A 17207-nucleotide genomic window follows, 5' to 3' on the forward strand; every position below is an offset into this window, starting at 1 on the left:
GGTCAGGGGACCGACCCTGGGCCGGATAAGCCGTTTTCACTGGCTTGTTTTTAACAGATACAGCGCGTTATCAGCGGAAAGGGTGGGGTTGTTGATACTGACGCTGGCGCGTGACAGGGCCGCACAGGCCATTGCGAAATTCGCGCTTTCGCGAAAATCGCTCCCTTCCAGAAAGCAATAGATCAGTCCGGCCATAAAACCGTCATCGGCACCGAAGCTGTCGACCACCGTATGCGCGGGCGGCGTGAGCAAGAATTGCTCACCATCTTTCTCGCTACAAAAGACTGACTCATCTTCCAGACAGACAAAAATCTGTTGAATGCCCTGTTGATGAAGGGCATTCACCGCGCTGAGTCGATCGGCATCGCTGTTGATGGGGTGACCCCATAAGATCTCCAGCTCTTTTTGTGTCGGTTTCAGCGTATGGATGCGCGTAAACCAGGTTTTCACCTTCGTCGCTTTGAACTCGGAAACGGTATCAATAAATACCGGAATGTCATCAGCAACCGTAAAGACCCATTCGATGGCTTCCGGCGTCAGGTTGCAGTCCGCCAGCACCACTCCGGCGTGACGGATTAAATCCCGCGAGCTGTTCAGCAACTGCGGCGTCAGCTGTTGCAGGATATGGGTATCATTAATTGCCAGCACCGTCTCTTCTTGCTGATTGGCGATGGAGAGATAAGTTGAGGTGTTATGCCCGTGCAGGCGAATGCAACTGGAGATATTGACGCCTGCCTGGCGTGTTTGTTCCAGCAACGTCTCGCCGTAAAAATCACTGCCGACAGCGGAAATCAGATGCACATCGCGACCCAGCAGGGCGAGGTTATGGGCAATGTTGCGCCCGACGCCACCTGCAGAACAGTGGATACTGCCCGGGTTAGACGCGGCCTGCGGGTAGTGGATATCCGCCATCCCACGAATATCCATGTTAATCGCCCCTACCACCACGCAATAGGCCTGTTCGGTAAGAATGTAACCTTTTCCTTTGATTGCCCCTTTACGCATCAGGTCCATGATGTGCGCGGCGACGCGTGAACGGCTGATCTGCAAAATATCAGCGATTTCGTTTTGCTGAATCAGCGGGTTGCGGCGCAGAATTTTGAGTATCTGTTTTTCCCTGTCGTTCATGATTACGCAACCGCCTTTTCAGTTTGCTGCGCTTTCAGCCACGCGATCTCTTCTGCCCAGATGTCGGGATTGATGGTTTCCAGCACCAGCGGAATGCCGTCGAAACGGGCGTCCTGCATGATCCAGCGGAACGCGTCATGACCAATGTTGCCTTCGCCCAGACTGTGGTGACGGTCGACCCGGCTGCCAAAGGCACTCTTGGCATCGTTCAGGTGCATACCGCGCAGATACTGGAAACCGACGATGCGCTCGAATTCGGCAAAGGTTTTTTCGCATTCGGCGGCGGAACGCAAGTCGTAACCCGCGGCGAAAGCGTGGCAGGTGTCAATGCAAACGCCGACGCGTGATTTGTCTTCTACACCATCGATGATGGCGGCAAGGTGCTCGAATTTGAATCCGAGGTTGCTGCCCTGACCGGCAGTATTTTCAATCACCGCAGTCACCCCTTCGGTCTGGGCGAGTGTGATGTTGATTGACTCAGCAATCTTTGCCAGACACTCGTCTTCCGAAATTTGCATCAGGTGGCTGCCTGGATGGAAGTTAAGCAGAGATAAGCCGAGTTGTTCACAACGCTGCATTTCATCAAGAAAAGCCGCGCGGGATTTTTCCAGCGCCTCGCCGACCGGGTGGCCCAGGTTGATCAGATAGCTATCGTGCGGCAGGATTTGAGCGGATGTGAAGTGGTATTGCTCACAGGCGGCTTTAAAGTCATCGATGATTTGCGCGGTAAGAGGGGCGGCGCGCCATTGACGCTGATTTTTAGTAAAGAGTGCAAACGCGGTTGCCTCGATTTCAGCGGCGCGAATTGCGGCATTTGCCAGCCCGCCAGCTGCGCTGACGTGTGCTCCGATGTATTTCATTAAAGACTCCTGTTAACCCACCAGATGTGGCCTGGCGGATTTGTGTATCCGGAAATTGAATCTTGCCAATCATAGCGGGTTAACAGGGTCAGGATGTAGTGAATTATGCAATAACGTGCTGGACCAGTACGTTAATCACGCCACCGCCGACAATCAGCCAGATGAACAGCACCAGTGCCATCAACAGCGGTTTCGCTCCAGCTTTCTTCAGCGCGCTGACATGCGTCGTCAGCCCCAGTGCCGCCATTGCCATAGCCAGCAGGACCGTATCCAGTGTGACCAGCATGTTCACCACCGCCTGCGGTAGCAGATGGAACGAGTTGAAAATGGCGACCACAATGAACAGGATGGCAAACCACGGAATGGTGATTTTGCTTTTTTCCCCACCGTTGGCCGGTGACAGTTGCTTAACGCGAGCGGCCATAAAGATGAGGAACGGAGCCAGCATCATGACGCGAAGCATTTTGGCAATCACCGCTGCGTTTTCGGCGTCCGGGCTAATTGCGTGTCCTGCCGCCACAACCTGAGCAACTTCATGCATGGTGGAGCCAATGAAGATGCCGTAGGTTTCCGGACTAAACCAGTGCGCCAGCAGCGGATACATCGCCGGGTAGAGGAAAATCGCCATCGTCCCGAAGATCACGACCGTTGCGACGGCAACCGTGACTTTGCTGGCTTCGGCTTTCACAACCGGTTCCGTCGCCAGTACCGCCGCCGCGCCGCAAATGCTGCTACCCGCGCCGATCAGCCAACTGGTCTGGCGATCCAGCCCAAAGACTTTTTGCCCCAGAAAGCACGCCAGCATAAAGGTGCTGGACAGCGTCAGGATGTCGATCAGAATGCCGCTGACACCTACGTCAGCAATTTGCGCGAAGGTGAGGCGAAAGCCGTAGAGAATGATCCCCAGGCGCAATAAATGTTGTTTGGCAAACAGAACGCCGCCGTCACAGCTTTTCCAGATCTGGGGATAGACGGTGTTACCGATCACCATCCCCAATAAAATCGCTAAGGTGAGGGCGCTGAATCCGGCACCCGCCACGGCGGGAATGGACCCGCCCCATAAGGCGACTCCGGTAATCACTGCACTCAGGGCAAGCCCCGGAATAAAATGCCACATTGTTCGACGATGATTCGTTAAGGTGAGTTCTGTCATTGCCTTCTCCTCTTTTATGGGCAAAAGGTTACGGCGAACTGGCTTAAAAATAAAATTGATTATATATTTATAATTAATCTTTATAAGTGGTAAGCGACCATGCACATCACCCTGCGGCAACTCGAAGTCTTCACCGAAGTTTTGAAAAGCGGCTCAACAACGCAGGCATCGGTGATGCTGGCGCTATCGCAATCGGCAGTCAGCGCGGCGCTGACCGATCTGGAAGGTCAACTGGGCGTTCAGCTTTTCGACCGCGTAGGCAAACGGCTGGTGGTGAATGAGCACGGGCGCTTGCTTTACCCGCGGGCGCTGGCGTTGCTGGAGCAGGCGGTGGAGATCGAGCAGTTGTTCCGCGAAGACAACGGCGCGATACGCGTGTATGCCAGCAGCACCATCGGCAACTATATCCTTCCGGGGGTGATTGCCCGTTATCGGCGAGATTTCCCCGCGCTGCCGCTGGAACTTAGCGTCGGCAACAGTCAGGATGTGATTACAGCGGTGCTCGATTTTCGGGTCGACATTGGGCTTATCGAAGGGCCGTGTCACAATACGGAGATCATCTCGGAGCCGTGGCTGGAAGATGAACTGGTGGTCTTCGCCGCACCATCTTCACCCCTGGCGCAGGGACCGGTGACGCTTGAACAGCTCGCAGCCGCCCCCTGGATCCTGCGCGAACGCGGTTCCGGGACGCGCGAAATTGTCGATTATCTGCTGCTGTCGCACCTGCCCAAATTTGAAATGGCGATGGAGCTGGGAAACTCCGAAGCCATCAAGCATGCCGTTCGTCATGGGCTGGGCATTAGCTGTCTGTCACGACGCGTGATTGATGAACAACTCCAGGCGGGAACGCTGAGCGAAGTGGCAGTGCCGCTTCCGCGTCTGGTGCGTACGCTCTGGCGGATCCATCATCGCCAGAAACACCTCTCTAATGCGCTCCAGCGCTTCCTCAGTTATTGCGAATAATGCCTGCCGGGGACCGATCGCCTGACGGTGATACGTCCTGGGGGCAGTAAGTTCCCCATTCTCTGCTATTACTTATAATCCGCGGCCAGTCATGAAGGTCTCTTATAACAGCGCATTTGTGCCGGAAGACGAGCGTTTCGTCTGCTACAATCGCGCCTCATTTTTTGGATGGATAGCATTTTCACATGGTTTCCGAAACTAAAACCACAGAAGCGCCCGCGTTACGTCGCGAACTGAAGGCGCGTCACCTGACGATGATCGCGATTGGCGGTTCTATCGGTACAGGTCTTTTCGTGGCATCTGGTGCCACCATTTCCGCAGCGGGTCCAGGCGGTGCGCTGTTTTCCTATATTCTGATTGGCCTGATGGTGTACTTCCTGATGACCAGTCTGGGCGAACTGGCGGCGTATATGCCGGTGTCCGGTTCGTTTGCGACCTATGGTCAGAACTATGTTGAAGAGGGCTTCGGCTTCGCGCTGGGCTGGAACTACTGGTACAACTGGGCGGTGACCATCGCTGTTGACCTTGTGGCGGCACAACTGGTGATGAGCTGGTGGTTCCCTGATACCCCAGGCTGGATCTGGAGTGCGCTGTTCCTCGGCGTCATCTTCCTGCTGAACTACATCTCGGTCAGAGGTTTTGGTGAAGCGGAATACTGGTTCTCACTGATCAAAGTGGCCACTGTGATTATCTTCATCATTGTTGGCGTTATGATGATCGTCGGTATTTTCAAAGGCACTCAGCCGGTGGGCTGGAGCAACTGGACGACGGGCGATGCGCCGTTTGCCGGTGGCTTTGCGGCGATGATTGGCGTGGCGATGATTGTCGGTTTCTCCTTCCAGGGGACGGAACTGATTGGTATTGCCGCCGGTGAATCTGAAGATCCGGAGAAGAACATTCCGCGTGCGGTGCGTCAGGTGTTCTGGCGAATCCTGCTGTTCTATGTCTTCGCGATTCTGATTATCAGCCTGATCATTCCGTACACCGATCCGAGCCTGCTGCGTAACGATGTTAAAGACATCAGCGTCAGCCCGTTCACGCTGGTCTTCCAGCATGCCGGTCTGCTCTCTGCGGCGGCAGTGATGAATGCGGTGATCCTGACGGCGGTGCTGTCGGCGGGTAACTCCGGGATGTACGCCTCAACCCGTATGCTATACACCCTGGCCTGCGATGGTAAAGCGCCGCGTATTTTTGCGAAACTGTCTCGCGGCGGTGTTCCGCGTAATGCGCTGTATGCCACGACGGTGATTGCCGGTCTGTGCTTCCTGACCTCAATGTTCGGTAACCAGACGGTGTACCTGTGGCTGCTGAATACTTCCGGGATGACGGGCTTTATCGCCTGGCTGGGGATTGCCATCAGCCACTATCGTTTCCGTCGTGGGTATGTTCTGCAAGGGCATGACGTGAAGGATCTGCCGTATCGTTCCGGCTTCTTCCCGCTGGGGCCGATCTTCGCGTTTGTTCTGTGTCTTATCATCACGCTGGGCCAGAACTATGAAGCGTTCCTGAAAGACACCATTGACTGGGGCGGCGTGGCGGCAACCTATATTGGTATCCCGCTGTTCCTGATTATCTGGTTCGGCTATAAGCTGACCCGCGGGACTCACTTCGTACGTTACAATGAAATGCACTTCCCGGAACGCGTGAAGAAATAGTCGTCACCGCATGAATAAAGCGATAAAAAAGCCTCCGTTGCGGAGGCTTTTTTTTGGGAGGGACTCAGAAGTTGTACGTCAGACCTACCGTATAACGACGACCATCGAGAATGGTGTCATAGGTATCGTAATCAATCTGTTTATCCAGCGCGTTATACACCCCGGCTGTCACCAGCAGGTTTTTGTTCGCGTTGTAACGCAGACCGACATCAACCTGCGTATAGGACGGTGTGCCCTGCGACATTGAGGTGCGGCTCAGGTATTCAGACGTTTTACCGCGGAAGTTCAGACGGCTCCAGAAGCCGACGGTCTCCGTTGCCTGCCAGTCCAGCGTGGTGTTAAACATATGCTTTGGCATTTTGTTTAATGGCTTGCCTTCAAACTGGCCGCTCTTCTGTTCTGACTCGGTATAGGTGTAGTTAGCCGTCCAGTTGAGGTCGCGGGTCATCTTCCAACCGAATGTGGATTCCACGCCGCGCATGTTGGCTTTATCGACGTTCACGCGATCGCTGACGAAATCATAGCTTTCGCTGCCAATCGTACAGGCCGGATCGGCGCTGCTGTTGCAGCGACGAACTTCGGTGATCTTGTCTTTGAAATCAGTATTGAACAGGGTGATGCCGGCATTAAGGTTATCGCCGTTATCCCACAGCAGTCCCAGCTCTTCGCTCAGGCTCTTTTCCGGTTTCAGATCCGGGTTGCCGACAATAATGCCATTCAAACGACCGCCACCGGTGACCTGACCCCAGTTTGCGGAGGATTGACGCAGATCGGGTGCGCGGTAGCCTGCGGAGACGCCACCTTTTAAGGTCCATTGATCGCTCAGATGCCAGACGCCATAACCGCGCGGTGTCCAGTTGTCGCCGTAGTTTTCGTCCTTATCCATACGGATCCCACCGGTCAGGGTAAAACTATCGGTCATCGCCCATTCGTCTTCTGCAAACAGCGCCCAGCTCCAGCGGGTCAGTTTATTCAGACCGTCAGCCGCTTCCAGTTGGTTACCGTTATCGCGCAGTTTTTCATAACGGTACTGACCGCCCAGCGTCATCGTATGGGCGCCGAGGAAAATCTGGTTCTGGTTATTGAAGATCGTGTTGTATGACTTCATCTCACGACCCGGATTGTGGGTCTCTTCCTGCTGGATATAGCTGGTGCTGTTGAAATAATCGTAATAGCCGCTGTGCGTCAGTGAATACGTGGTGTGCTCATAGCGGTTTTCACTTTTCGTGTTTGGCTTACAGGTGCCTTTCCGGCAGGTTTCCTCGGCCATCGATTTGCCTGGTGTACTGTCGCGATCCTGCAATTCACGAGCGATATCAAAATCGATGTCGTTCTTATCGTCCGGTGTAAAGTTAAGGGTCAGACCGCCGTTACGCAGGCGCTGCTCATTGTAACCGTTGACGATCTGATCTTCCGCGCGGCGGGACAGCAGTCCGGTGACTTTCGCACCCAGCAAGCCGTCGATCAGCGGACCAGAAGCATAGGCATTGGTCTGGAACAGATCGCCGGAGTCGCTGTTTTCCTGGAAAGTAGCGTCACCGTGCAGAGAACCGGTCCAGCCTTTGGTGTTAGAGACTTTTTTGGTGATCACGTTAATCACGCCGCCCATCGCATCGGATCCGTACAGCGAGGACATCGGGCCACGGATGACTTCGATACGCTCGATGGACTCCAGCGGCGGCAGCCAGCCCTGCTCGATCCCAGAATTATCGCTGTTCGGACGCGTACCGCGAGTGCTGATGCGTTTACCGTTCACCAGGAACAGCGTGTATTGCGACGCCATCCCTCGGATGCTGATATCACTGCTGCTGCCCCCGCCAGTGACGACTACGCCAGGGACATCTTTCAGTGCATCGGTAACGTCACGGTAAGCTTTGTCTTCAATTTGCTGTTTTGAAATAACCGAAATTGACGCTGGGGCGTTCTGGATTTTCTGCTCAAATCCCGTCGCGGTAACCACAACGGTATCCTGATCGGCAGCATGAACGAGCGATGGGAGGCATGCCGCGCTGACGACGATGGCAATAGCCTTAACGTGAGGTATAGTCATTTTGTCATTCCATTAAACGAATAAAAACCGCGTGCCATGTAAAAGGCCATGACAACTGTATGTGTTTGTCTTTTAAGAACTCTTAGCGGTAAAGAAGCGGGGGAAATTGTACAAAAGAATGAATATTTGTAAACACAAATGATAATTGAAATCATTTGTGTTTGTTTGGTTTGTAAGGGAAAACCTTTTAAGTCAATAAGATAGCGGAACGTAAATGTGAGGAAAAAATGAAGAAATCATGGAGAAAGGGAGAAGAAAAAGGAGGGCGCATTGCCCTCCTGCGGTTATTTCATCAAATGTTCGGCATGGAAGCGCAGATGATCCTCAATGAATGAGGCAATAAAGTAATAGCTATGATCGTAACCAGGCTGAATACGCAGCGTCATCGGCCATGCGGTCTGGCGTGCGGCTTCAGCCAGAACCGCGGGTTGGAGCTGATCGGCCAGAAACTGATCGCTGTCGCCCTGGTCAATCAGCGTCGGGATGGCGTCTTCCGGCTGGCTGGCGTACATCAACTCACAGCTATCCCATTGCGTCCATGCGGCGCGATCCTCGCCGAGATAGGCGAGAAACGCTTTTTCTCCCCACGGGACGCGGCACGGGTTAACGATGGGGGCGAATGCAGAAACGCTGGTGTATTTGCCTGGATTTTTCAACGCCATGATCAGCGCACCGTGACCGCCCATGGAATGTCCACTGATCGCGCAGCGATCGCTGACGTTAAAATGCGCCTGAATCAGCGACGGGAGTTCGTCCCGCACGTAATCATACATGCGGAAATGAGCAGCCCAGGGTTGCTGCGTCGCATTGAGATAAAAACCGGCCCCCTGACCAAGATCATACCCCTCATCGTTGGCGACCTGTTCACCGCGCGGACTGGTATCCGGCATGACTAAAACGATGCCTAATTCAGCCGCGATACGCTGCGCACCGGCCTTAGTGGTAAAGTTTTCATCATTACAGGTTAACCCGGACAGCCAGTACAGAACCGGCGGAGGGGTAGTATCACGAGGGGGAGGGAGAAAAATGCTGAACGTCATTGCACAGTTCAGCGTGGTGGAGTCGTGACGCCAGCGTTGCTGCCAGCCTTCAAAACAGCGGTGCTCTTCGAGCATTTCCATGCGTGGCTCCTTGTTATGTTGAACCTGAATGTGTTCGCAAACTCCCCATAATACAGATAATTCATGGCACTGTGAGTAACTTTCACTTCCGCATCGCGCAGACTTGCTTCATCATTGAGCACACGTCGATGTAACCCTTCCCGTCCCCTTTTACGAAACGTGGTTTGAAAGGCAACGGCGATTTCAATAATTATCGTTGTGAATACTGGATTATGTGCGCGGCCTCACGCACAATAATCAGGCTGTCAACAGCCTACAAACTTTGCCCCACGCAGGGCAGAGGCGCCACACCTGCAGGAGAAGAATAAATGTCATCACTCAGTAAAGAAGCGGCCCTGGTTCATGAAGCGCTGGTAGCGCGAGGGCTGGAAACGCCGCTGCGCCCGCCCGTGCATGAGATGGATAACGAAACGCGCAAACGTCTTATCTCAGGCCATATGACCGAGATCATGCAGTTGCTGAACCTCGACCTGAGCGATGACAGCCTGATGGAAACCCCGCATCGCATCGCCAAAATGTATGTCGATGAGATTTTCTCAGGCCTGGATTACGCCAATTTCCCGAAAATCACCGTCATTGAAAACAAAATGAAAGTCGATGAGATGGTCACCGTACGCGACATCACTCTCACCAGCACGTGTGAACACCATTTTGTGACCATTGATGGTAAAGCCACCGTGGCCTATATCCCGAAAGAGTCGGTGATTGGTTTGTCGAAGATCAACCGCATCGTCCAGTTCTTTGCCCAACGTCCGCAGGTACAGGAGCGTCTGACGCAACAGATCCTGACCGCGCTGCAAACTCTGCTGGGAACCAATAACGTGGCCGTATCGATTGATGCGGTGCATTACTGCGTGAAAGCACGCGGTATTCGTGATGCCACCAGTGCAACCACCACCACCTCGCTTGGCGGTCTGTTTAAATCGAGCCAGAATACGCGTCAGGAATTTTTGCGCGCGGTCCGTCATCACAACTGATAAAGGCAGGAGCTATGGAGCGTAATGTCACGCTGGATTTTGTCCGTGGCGTCGCCATCCTTGGCATCCTGCTGTTAAATATCAGCGCCTTTGGTTTGCCAAAGGCGGCTTACCTCAATCCCGCCTGGTACGGAAATATCACGGCTTCAGATGCCTGGACATGGGCCATTCTGGATCTGTTCGCGCAGGTAAAATTTCTCACTTTGTTTGCACTGCTGTTTGGCGCGGGCCTGCAAATGCTGCTGCCGCGCGGTAAGCGCTGGATCCAGTCCCGTCTGACTCTACTGGTGCTCCTTGGTTTTATTCATGCCTTGCTGTTTTGGGACGGCGATATTCTGCTGGCCTATGGGCTGGTGGGGCTGATCTGCTGGCGACTGATGCGCGATGCACCATCGGTGAAAAGCCTGTTTAACACCGGCGTGATGCTCTATCTGGTCGGCATTGCCGTTCTGCTGCTGCTTGGCGCGATCTCCGGCAGTGAAACAAACCGCGCCTGGACGCCGGATGCGTCTGCGTTGCTGTATGAACAATACTGGAAGGTGAATGGCGGCGTGGAAGCCATCAGTAATCGGGTCGATGCCTTATCGAATAGCCTGCTGGCGTTGGGCGCGCAGTACGGCTGGCAACTGGCGGGTATGATGTTGCTCGGGGCGGCACTGATGCGCAGTGGCTGGCTGAAAGGGCAGTTTCGTCTTTCGCATTACCGACGCAGCGGTTTTTTACTGATCGTCGTGGGTCTACTTATTAACCTGCCTGCCGTGGTCGTACAGTGGCAACTGGAGTGGAGCTATCGCTGGTGCGCGTTCTTGTTACAGGCTCCGCGTGAGCTTAGCGCACCATTTCAGACGCTCGGCTATACCGCGCTGATGTTTGGTTACTGGCCGCAGTTAAGCCGCAGCAAAATCGCTCATGCGATTGCCTGTGTCGGGCGAATGGCGCTGACAAATTATCTGCTGCAAACTGTGATTTGCACCACGCTGTTTTATCAATTCGGCTTATTTATGAAATTTGACCGACTGGAACTGCTGCTGTTTGTCATCCCGGTGTGGCTGGCAAACCTGCTTTTCTCCGTGATCTGGTTACGATTCCTGCCTCAGGGCCCGATGGAGTGGCTCTGGCGGCAATTAACCCTGCGAGCGTCAGGGACGTCATTGTCCCATACATCCAGATAACGATCTGGATCACAATCATTAACAAAATGGATGTAAGCGCTTTCATCGCTGTGACCGCACTCACGTAGTCCTTTTCCCTCCGCTGACAAAATAGCCGCCAGTTATGCAGCGAGTGGCTGCAATTCCAGACAGGGTAGTGAATATGATCACCATTCGTGATGTGGCGCGTCAGGCAGGCGTATCGGTAGCGACGGTTTCCCGCGTGTTAAATAACAGCGCGCTGGTCAGTCCTGATACGCGCGAGGCGGTAATGAAGGCGGTGACGCTGCTGGGCTATCGGCCAAACGCCAATGCCCAGGCGCTGGCCACGCAGGTCAGTGAAACCATCGGCGTGGTGGTGATGGACGTGTCCGATGCGTTTTTTGGCGCGCTGGTGAAAGCGGTGGATTTGGTCGCTCAACAGCATCAAAAATATGTGCTGATCGGCAACAGCTATCATGAAGCCGAAAAAGAGCGTCATGCCATTGAGGTGTTGATCCGCCAGCGCTGTAACGCGCTGATCGTTCACTCAAAAGCGTTAAGCGATCGGGAACTGGGCGAGTTTATGGATCAGATCCCCGGTATGGTGCTGATCAACCGCATTGTCCCTGGCTACGCCCACCGCTGCGTGTGCCTGGACAATATCAGCGGCGCGAAAATGGCGACCCGTATGTTATTGAATAATGGTCATCAGCGGATTGGCTATCTGGCTTCCAGCCACCGCATTGAAGATGACGTCATGCGCCGGGAAGGGTGGAGCAGTGCGCTTAAGGAGCAGGGCATTGTGGCGCCTGAAAGCTGGATTGGCATCGGATCGCCGGATATGCAGGGCGGTGAGGCGGCAATGGTTGAGCTGCTGGGGCGCAACCTGCAGCTAAGCGCCGTGTTTGCCTATAACGACAATATGGCCGCGGGCGCGCTGACGGCGCTAAAGGACAACGGCATTTCCATTCCCTTACACCTTTCAATCATTGGTTTCGACGATATTCCCATCGCCCGTTACACCGATCCCCAGTTGACAACGGTGCGCTATCCCATTGCTTCTATGGCAAAACTGGCGACAGAACTCGCATTACAGGGCGCTGCGGGAACGCTGGATTTATCCGCGACCCACTGCTTTATGCCGACCCTCGTGCGGCGTCATTCGGTTGCTGTACGACAGAATGCGGCGGCGATCACTAACTTATGATTTCGCCAGATGTAACCGCTTTCAATATGTGAGTAAATTCACAGTATCTTAACATTGTGATAGCTATGATGGCACCGCTTGTCGCACTGTAACTACGATGTAACTGTGAGTAATCACTTTTACCGAGGTAAAAGCGCTTTAAGCGAAATTAAAGCCTATTTCTGGAGCGTTACCGGGCAAGGAAGAGAGATTTTTTTAAAATGAGCTTCGGCGTTTACATAACACTTCATTAACGTTTTGTCCCGCCGGGCATTTATCTTACGTACTACCCTGCATAATAAAACCGGAGTTACCATGAATAAGAAGGTGTTGACCCTTTCTGCCGTTATGGCAAGCATGTTATTCGGCGCGGCTGCGCACGCTGCGGATACTCGCATCGGTGTGACAATCTACAAATATGACGATAACTTTATGTCCGTGGTGCGTAAGGCTATCGAAGCAGATGCGAAAACGGCGCCAGATGTGCAACTGCTGATGAACGACTCGCAGAACGACCAGTCCAAACAAAACGATCAGATCGACGTGCTGCTGGCAAAAGGCGTTAAAGCGCTGGCCATCAACCTGGTTGACCCGGCGGCTGCGGGCACCGTTATCGAAAAAGCGCGCGGTCAGAATGTGCCTGTGGTCTTCTTCAACAAAGAACCTTCCCGTAAAGCGCTGGACAGCTATGACAAGGCTTACTACGTCGGTACTGACTCCAAAGAATCCGGTATTATCCAGGGCGATCTGATTGCCAAACACTGGGCGGCAAACCAGGGCTGGGATCTGAACAAAGACGGTCAGATTCAGTTCGTGCTGCTGAAAGGCGAGCCGGGTCATCCGGATGCTGAAGCGCGTACCACTTACGTTATCAAAGAGCTGAACGACAAAGGCATCAAAACCGAACAGCTGCAGTTAGATACCGCCATGTGGGACACCGCAATGGCGAAGGACAAAATGGATGCGTGGCTTTCCGGTCCGAACGCCAACAAAATTGAAGTGGTTATTGCCAACAACGATGCGATGGCAATGGGCGCCGTTGAAGCGCTGAAAGCACACAACAAAACCAGCGTACCGGTATTTGGCGTCGATGCGCTGCCAGAAGCGCTGGCACTGGTGAAATCCGGCGCACTGGCCGGTACTGTGCTGAACGATGCGAACAACCAGGCAAAAGCGACCTTTGACCTGGCGAAAAACCTTGCCGATGGCAAGGGGGCGGCTGACGGCACTGAGTGGAAAATCGAAAATAAAATCGTCCGCGTTCCTTACGTAGGCGTTGATAAAGATAACCTGGCCGAGTTCACTAAGAAGTAAGTTTGTGGGGCGCGATGTTATCGCGCCCTTTCATCACGCACTCTGCGAGGCCAACAAGGTATAATTATGGTCAGCACAACTACTCAGCCGTCAGGCGAATTCTTGTTGGAAATGAGCGGCATCAACAAGTCTTTTCCCGGCGTTAAGGCACTTGATAATGTTAATTTAAAAGTCCGCCCACATTCGATTCATGCATTAATGGGAGAGAATGGCGCAGGAAAGTCGACACTATTAAAATGTCTTTTTGGGATCTATCAAAAAGATTCTGGCAGCATATTATTTCAGGGTAAAGAAATCGATTTTCATTCAGCCAAAGAAGCGCTGGAGAATGGTATTTCAATGGTACACCAGGAATTAAACCTGGTATTACAACGTTCTGTTATGGACAACATGTGGCTGGGGCGTTATCCCACCAAAGGCATGTTTGTCGATCAGGATAAAATGTACCGCGATACCAAAGCGATTTTTGACGAGCTGGATATTGATATCGATCCGCGTGCGCGCGTCGGAACATTGTCCGTCTCGCAAATGCAGATGATTGAAATTGCCAAAGCGTTTTCGTATAACGCCAAAATTGTGATTATGGATGAACCGACCTCTTCATTAACCGAAAAAGAGGTCAACCATCTGTTCACCATTATTCGCAAGCTGAAAGAACGCGGTTGCGGTATTGTCTACATCTCCCACAAAATGGAAGAAATTTTCCAGTTGTGTGATGAAATTACCGTGTTGCGCGACGGACAGTGGATTGCGACGCAACCGCTGGAAGGGCTGGATATGGACAAGATCATCGCCATGATGGTCGGCCGTTCCTTGAACCAGCGATTCCCGGATAAATCCAACAATCCGGGGGAAGTGATTCTTGAAGTGCGCAACCTGACCTCGCTGCGTCAGCCGTCTATTCGGGATGTTTCCTTTGATTTGCATAAAGGCGAGATCCTCGGTATCGCAGGACTGGTCGGCGCTAAGCGTACTGACATCGTTGAAACGCTGTTTGGTATCCGTGAGAAATCATCGGGCACCATTACGCTGCACGGCAAAAAGATTAATAACCACAGTGCGAATGAAGCCATTAACCACGGTTTCGCGCTGGTCACCGAAGAGCGTCGTTCTACCGGGATTTATGCTTATCTGGACATTGGTTTTAACTCCTTAATTTCCAATATTCAGAATTACAAAAATAAAGTGGGTCTGTTAGATAACTCACGAATGAAAAGTGATACCCAATGGGTTATTGACTCTATGCGGGTAAAAACGCCAGGTCACAAGACGCAAATTGGTTCGCTTTCGGGCGGTAACCAGCAGAAAGTGGTTATTGGTCGCTGGCTGCTGACGCAACCGGAAATTTTAATGCTCGACGAACCCACCCGTGGGATCGACGTCGGTGCGAAGTTTGAAATTTATCAGTTAATTGCGGAACTGGCGAAAAAAGGTAAGGGGATCATTATTATCTCCTCCGAAATGCCGGAATTGTTAGGGATAACGGATCGTATTCTGGTCATGAGCAACGGCCTCGTTTCTGGAATTGTTGATACAAAAACGACAACGCAAAACGAAATTCTGCGTCTTGCGTCTTTGCACCTTTAAGATCAGGGGCTCCTCATGAGTGCGTTAAATAAGAAAAGTTTTCTTACTTATCTGAAAGAGGGCGGTATTTACGTCGTTCTTTTAGTCTTGCTGGCCATTATTATTTTCCAGGATCCCACGTTCTTAAGTCTGCTTAACTTAAGTAATATTCTGACCCAGTCTTCCGTGCGTATTATCATTGCACTGGGCGTCGCCGGTCTGATAGTCACCCAGGGGACAGACCTGTCAGCGGGTCGTCAGGTGGGTCTGGCGGCGGTGGTGGCGGCAACGTTGCTACAGTCGATGGAGAACGCCAATAAAGTGTTCCCCGAAATGGCGACCATGCCGATTGCGCTGGTTATCCTGATCGTCTGTGCTATTGGCGCGGTCATCGGTCTGGTGAACGGGATTATCATTGCTTACCTGAACGTAACACCGTTTATTACGACGCTCGGCACGATGATTATCGTCTACGGGATCAACTCCCTGTATTACGACTTCGTGGGGGCTTCACCGATTTCGGGCTTTGATAGCGGCTTCTCGACCTTTGCGCAGGGCTTTATCGCACTGGGCAGCTTCCGGCTGTCGTATATCACGTTCTATGCGCTAATCGCCGTGGCGTTTGTCTGGGTGCTGTGGAATAAAACCCGCTTCGGTAAAAACATTTTCGCCATCGGCGGTAACCCGGAAGCGGCTAAGGTATCAGGCGTGAACGTGGCGCTGAACCTGCTGATGATCTATGCGCTGTCCGGTGTGTTCTATGCCTTCGGCGGTCTGCTGGAAGCGGGGCGTATCGGCTCGGCAACCAACAACCTGGGCTTTATGTACGAACTGGATGCGATCGCGGCGTGCGTGGTCGGCGGCGTGTCGTTTAGCGGTGGGGTGGGAACGGTGTTCGGCGTGGTGACCGGTGTGATCATCTTTACCGTCATCAACTACGGTCTGACCTACATCGGCGTTAACCCGTACTGGCAGTACATCATCAAGGGCGGCATCATTATCTTTGCGGTCGCACTGGATTCACTGAAATACGCGCGTAAGAAGTAATCCCTTCAGGGCAGAATCAAACCGGTGCAGACGTGCTCTGCGCCGGTTTTTTTATTTGATAAAAACTAACCAGATGCCGACAAGCAGCGCGCCGACCGAAAGGCCAAAGTAGACGCCAATATAGCTCCAGTAAGCGCCAGGTTCCTCTGCGCGCTGAATTAAGCGCGGCGTTTGCGAACCTTTGACCGTTTTCTCAACGACGCCAGAGCGTAACCCTTTAATACCTTCCCGCAGGGTCCAGGCGACGATCATCAGTACGCCAATCACGATAAAAAGCGTTTTGTCTTCCATGCTTATTTTCCTTGTCTCTTTTGCAGTTCAAGCAATTGTTCCGGTGTTACGGCCGGATAGCCCTGGGCATCGTCGGGAACCTGATGCAGGGAGGGAATTGGCACTAACGGGCCGAGGAAACGGGGTTCACGTTTAAACAGATACAGATCGGCCAGCGCGCCAAAACGTGCGCCAAACTCGCGTACCCGAACCGTCAGCATATCTTTTGGCGACGGCACGGCGTAGCACTGTGCCTGAATCCCCATATGCAACGCGATAAACAGCGCGCGTTCGCAGTGGAAACGCTGGGTAATGATGATGAAGTCATTGGTGTCAAAGACTTTACGGGTGCGGACAATCGAATCGAGCGTGCGGAATCCGGCGTAATCTAACACAATATCGGCAGGATCGACGCCAGCGGCAATCAGGTCTTTGCGCATCGTCATCGGTTCGTTATAGCTTTGCAGGGCGTTGTCGCCGCTGAGCAGCAGATAGTTAACTTTGCCGCTGTTATAGGCGTTCAGCGCACCCTGAATACGGTAGCGATAATACTGGTTGATCACCCCGGTACGATAATATTTGGCCGTGCCGAGCACCACGCCAACCTGGCGGTAGGGCAGGTCCTGAAGCTCGTCGTAAATATAGGGGGCAGTTTTCCAGCTCATCCAGCGATCAAGGCCCAGCACGATCAACAGCAGCAAGCCGATCAGGACCAACAGGCTGTAGAGGGCGCGCTTTAGCATGAAGAAAACTCTGTCACTGGATGAAATTTCAATCAGGCTAC

At 52.9% G+C, this 17207-nt stretch carries 15 protein-coding genes; 8 read left to right on the plus strand and 7 right to left on the minus strand.

Translation table 11 applies throughout. The features are described 5' to 3' along the window. Positions 1-36 precede the first annotated feature (36 nt). The 3 genes from OGW13_RS18250 to OGW13_RS18260 all read right to left on the minus strand — a co-directional run bounded on the left by OGW13_RS18250 (position 37) and on the right by OGW13_RS18260 (position 3141). Complete coding sequence (locus tag OGW13_RS18250) at positions 37-1128, minus strand: sugar kinase (protein WP_043000114.1); 1092 nt, start codon at positions 1126-1128, stop codon at positions 37-39. Positions 1129-1130: 2 nt separating this feature from the next. After that, entirely contained in the window at positions 1131-1988 is an 858-nt protein-coding gene (nfo, locus tag OGW13_RS18255; protein ID WP_043000115.1) for a deoxyribonuclease IV, read from the minus strand. A 103-nt stretch (positions 1989-2091) separates the two neighbouring features. Continuing rightward, positions 2092-3141 (minus strand): YeiH family protein, encoded by a 1050-nt coding sequence (locus OGW13_RS18260; RefSeq protein ID WP_043000116.1) that lies wholly within the window; start codon positions 3139-3141, stop codon positions 2092-2094. A gap of 99 nt (positions 3142-3240) precedes the next feature. Between OGW13_RS18260 and yieE the strand changes: the two genes are divergently transcribed. Together yieE and lysP are read left to right on the plus strand one after the other, a co-directional pair. Next, positions 3241-4104, plus strand: coding sequence for a DNA-binding transcriptional regulator YeiE (yieE, locus tag OGW13_RS18265; RefSeq protein WP_054176002.1), 864 nt, complete (start codon positions 3241-3243; stop codon positions 4102-4104). A gap of 185 nt (positions 4105-4289) precedes the next feature. Then, positions 4290-5759 carry a lysine-specific permease gene (gene lysP, locus OGW13_RS18270; RefSeq protein ID WP_044258633.1) on the plus strand — a complete coding sequence of 490 codons (1470 nt, stop codon included), beginning with the start codon at positions 4290-4292 and terminating at the stop codon, positions 5757-5759. Between the two features lie 64 nt (positions 5760-5823). On the opposite strand, the gene OGW13_RS18275 is transcribed toward lysP, so the two are convergent. Next, positions 5824-7809 (minus strand): ligand-gated channel protein, encoded by a 1986-nt coding sequence (locus tag OGW13_RS18275; protein WP_090049695.1) that lies wholly within the window; start codon positions 7807-7809, stop codon positions 5824-5826. Positions 7810-8093: 284 nt separating this feature from the next. Beyond that, positions 8094-8930 carry an S-formylglutathione hydrolase gene (fghA, locus tag OGW13_RS18280; RefSeq protein WP_061069857.1) on the minus strand — a complete coding sequence of 279 codons (837 nt, stop codon included), beginning with the start codon at positions 8928-8930 and terminating at the stop codon, positions 8094-8096. Between the two features lie 308 nt (positions 8931-9238). Between fghA and folE the strand changes: the two genes are divergently transcribed. The 6 genes from folE to mglC all read left to right on the plus strand — a co-directional run bounded on the left by folE (position 9239) and on the right by mglC (position 16153). Further along, positions 9239-9907: a GTP cyclohydrolase I FolE gene (gene folE / locus OGW13_RS18285; protein WP_043000121.1), complete on the plus strand. Its 669-nt coding sequence runs from the start codon at positions 9239-9241 to the stop codon at positions 9905-9907. A gap of 14 nt (positions 9908-9921) precedes the next feature. Continuing rightward, positions 9922-11079: a DUF418 domain-containing protein YeiB gene (gene yeiB / locus OGW13_RS18290; protein WP_287116340.1), complete on the plus strand. Its 1158-nt coding sequence runs from the start codon at positions 9922-9924 to the stop codon at positions 11077-11079. A gap of 142 nt (positions 11080-11221) precedes the next feature. Continuing rightward, positions 11222-12247 (plus strand): HTH-type transcriptional regulator GalS, encoded by a 1026-nt coding sequence (gene galS / locus OGW13_RS18295; RefSeq protein WP_044258641.1) that lies wholly within the window; start codon positions 11222-11224, stop codon positions 12245-12247. A gap of 294 nt (positions 12248-12541) precedes the next feature. Beyond that, positions 12542-13540: a galactose/glucose ABC transporter substrate-binding protein MglB gene (gene mglB / locus OGW13_RS18300; protein WP_043000124.1), complete on the plus strand. Its 999-nt coding sequence runs from the start codon at positions 12542-12544 to the stop codon at positions 13538-13540. A gap of 66 nt (positions 13541-13606) precedes the next feature. Next, complete coding sequence (mglA, locus tag OGW13_RS18305) at positions 13607-15127, plus strand: galactose/methyl galactoside ABC transporter ATP-binding protein MglA (RefSeq protein ID WP_043000125.1); 1521 nt, start codon at positions 13607-13609, stop codon at positions 15125-15127. A gap of 15 nt (positions 15128-15142) precedes the next feature. Beyond that, entirely contained in the window at positions 15143-16153 is a 1011-nt protein-coding gene (mglC, locus tag OGW13_RS18310) for a galactose/methyl galactoside ABC transporter permease MglC (RefSeq protein WP_043000126.1), read from the plus strand. 51 nt (positions 16154-16204) lie between these two features. On the opposite strand, the gene OGW13_RS18315 is transcribed toward mglC, so the two are convergent. Next, positions 16205-16444, minus strand: coding sequence for a DUF2542 family protein (locus OGW13_RS18315; protein WP_043000128.1), 240 nt, complete (start codon positions 16442-16444; stop codon positions 16205-16207). A gap of 2 nt (positions 16445-16446) precedes the next feature. After that, entirely contained in the window at positions 16447-17166 is a 720-nt protein-coding gene (gene sanA, locus OGW13_RS18320; RefSeq protein WP_043000129.1) for an outer membrane permeability protein SanA, read from the minus strand. Positions 17167-17207: the final 41 nt, after the last annotated feature.

This window comes from Citrobacter sp. Ca225 (assembly GCF_030337175.1).
In the GTDB taxonomy this organism is placed as follows: Bacteria; Pseudomonadota; Gammaproteobacteria; order Enterobacterales; family Enterobacteriaceae; genus Citrobacter_A; species Citrobacter_A amalonaticus.

Bases quoted from the DNA above. Each gene is read 5' to 3' on its own strand.
- OGW13_RS18250 (WP_043000114.1), bottom strand. From the start codon at position 1,128: ATGAACGACAGGGAAAAACAGATACTCAAAATTCTGCGCCGCAACCCG.
- nfo (WP_043000115.1), bottom strand. From the start codon at position 1,988: ATGAAATACATCGGAGCACACGTCAGCGCAGCTGGCGGGCTGGCAAAT.
- OGW13_RS18260 (WP_043000116.1), bottom strand. From the start codon at position 3,141: ATGACAGAACTCACCTTAACGAATCATCGTCGAACAATGTGGCATTTT.
- yieE (WP_054176002.1), top strand. From the start codon at position 3,241: ATGCACATCACCCTGCGGCAACTCGAAGTCTTCACCGAAGTTTTGAAA.
- lysP (WP_044258633.1), top strand. From the start codon at position 4,290: ATGGTTTCCGAAACTAAAACCACAGAAGCGCCCGCGTTACGTCGCGAA.
- OGW13_RS18275 (WP_090049695.1), bottom strand. From the start codon at position 7,809: ATGACTATACCTCACGTTAAGGCTATTGCCATCGTCGTCAGCGCGGCA.
- fghA (WP_061069857.1), bottom strand. From the start codon at position 8,930: ATGGAAATGCTCGAAGAGCACCGCTGTTTTGAAGGCTGGCAGCAACGC.
- folE (WP_043000121.1), top strand. From the start codon at position 9,239: ATGTCATCACTCAGTAAAGAAGCGGCCCTGGTTCATGAAGCGCTGGTA.
- yeiB (WP_287116340.1), top strand. From the start codon at position 9,922: ATGGAGCGTAATGTCACGCTGGATTTTGTCCGTGGCGTCGCCATCCTT.
- galS (WP_044258641.1), top strand. From the start codon at position 11,222: ATGATCACCATTCGTGATGTGGCGCGTCAGGCAGGCGTATCGGTAGCG.
- mglB (WP_043000124.1), top strand. From the start codon at position 12,542: ATGAATAAGAAGGTGTTGACCCTTTCTGCCGTTATGGCAAGCATGTTA.
- mglA (WP_043000125.1), top strand. From the start codon at position 13,607: ATGGTCAGCACAACTACTCAGCCGTCAGGCGAATTCTTGTTGGAAATG.
- mglC (WP_043000126.1), top strand. From the start codon at position 15,143: ATGAGTGCGTTAAATAAGAAAAGTTTTCTTACTTATCTGAAAGAGGGC.
- OGW13_RS18315 (WP_043000128.1), bottom strand. From the start codon at position 16,444: ATGGAAGACAAAACGCTTTTTATCGTGATTGGCGTACTGATGATCGTC.
- sanA (WP_043000129.1), bottom strand. From the start codon at position 17,166: ATGCTAAAGCGCGCCCTCTACAGCCTGTTGGTCCTGATCGGCTTGCTG.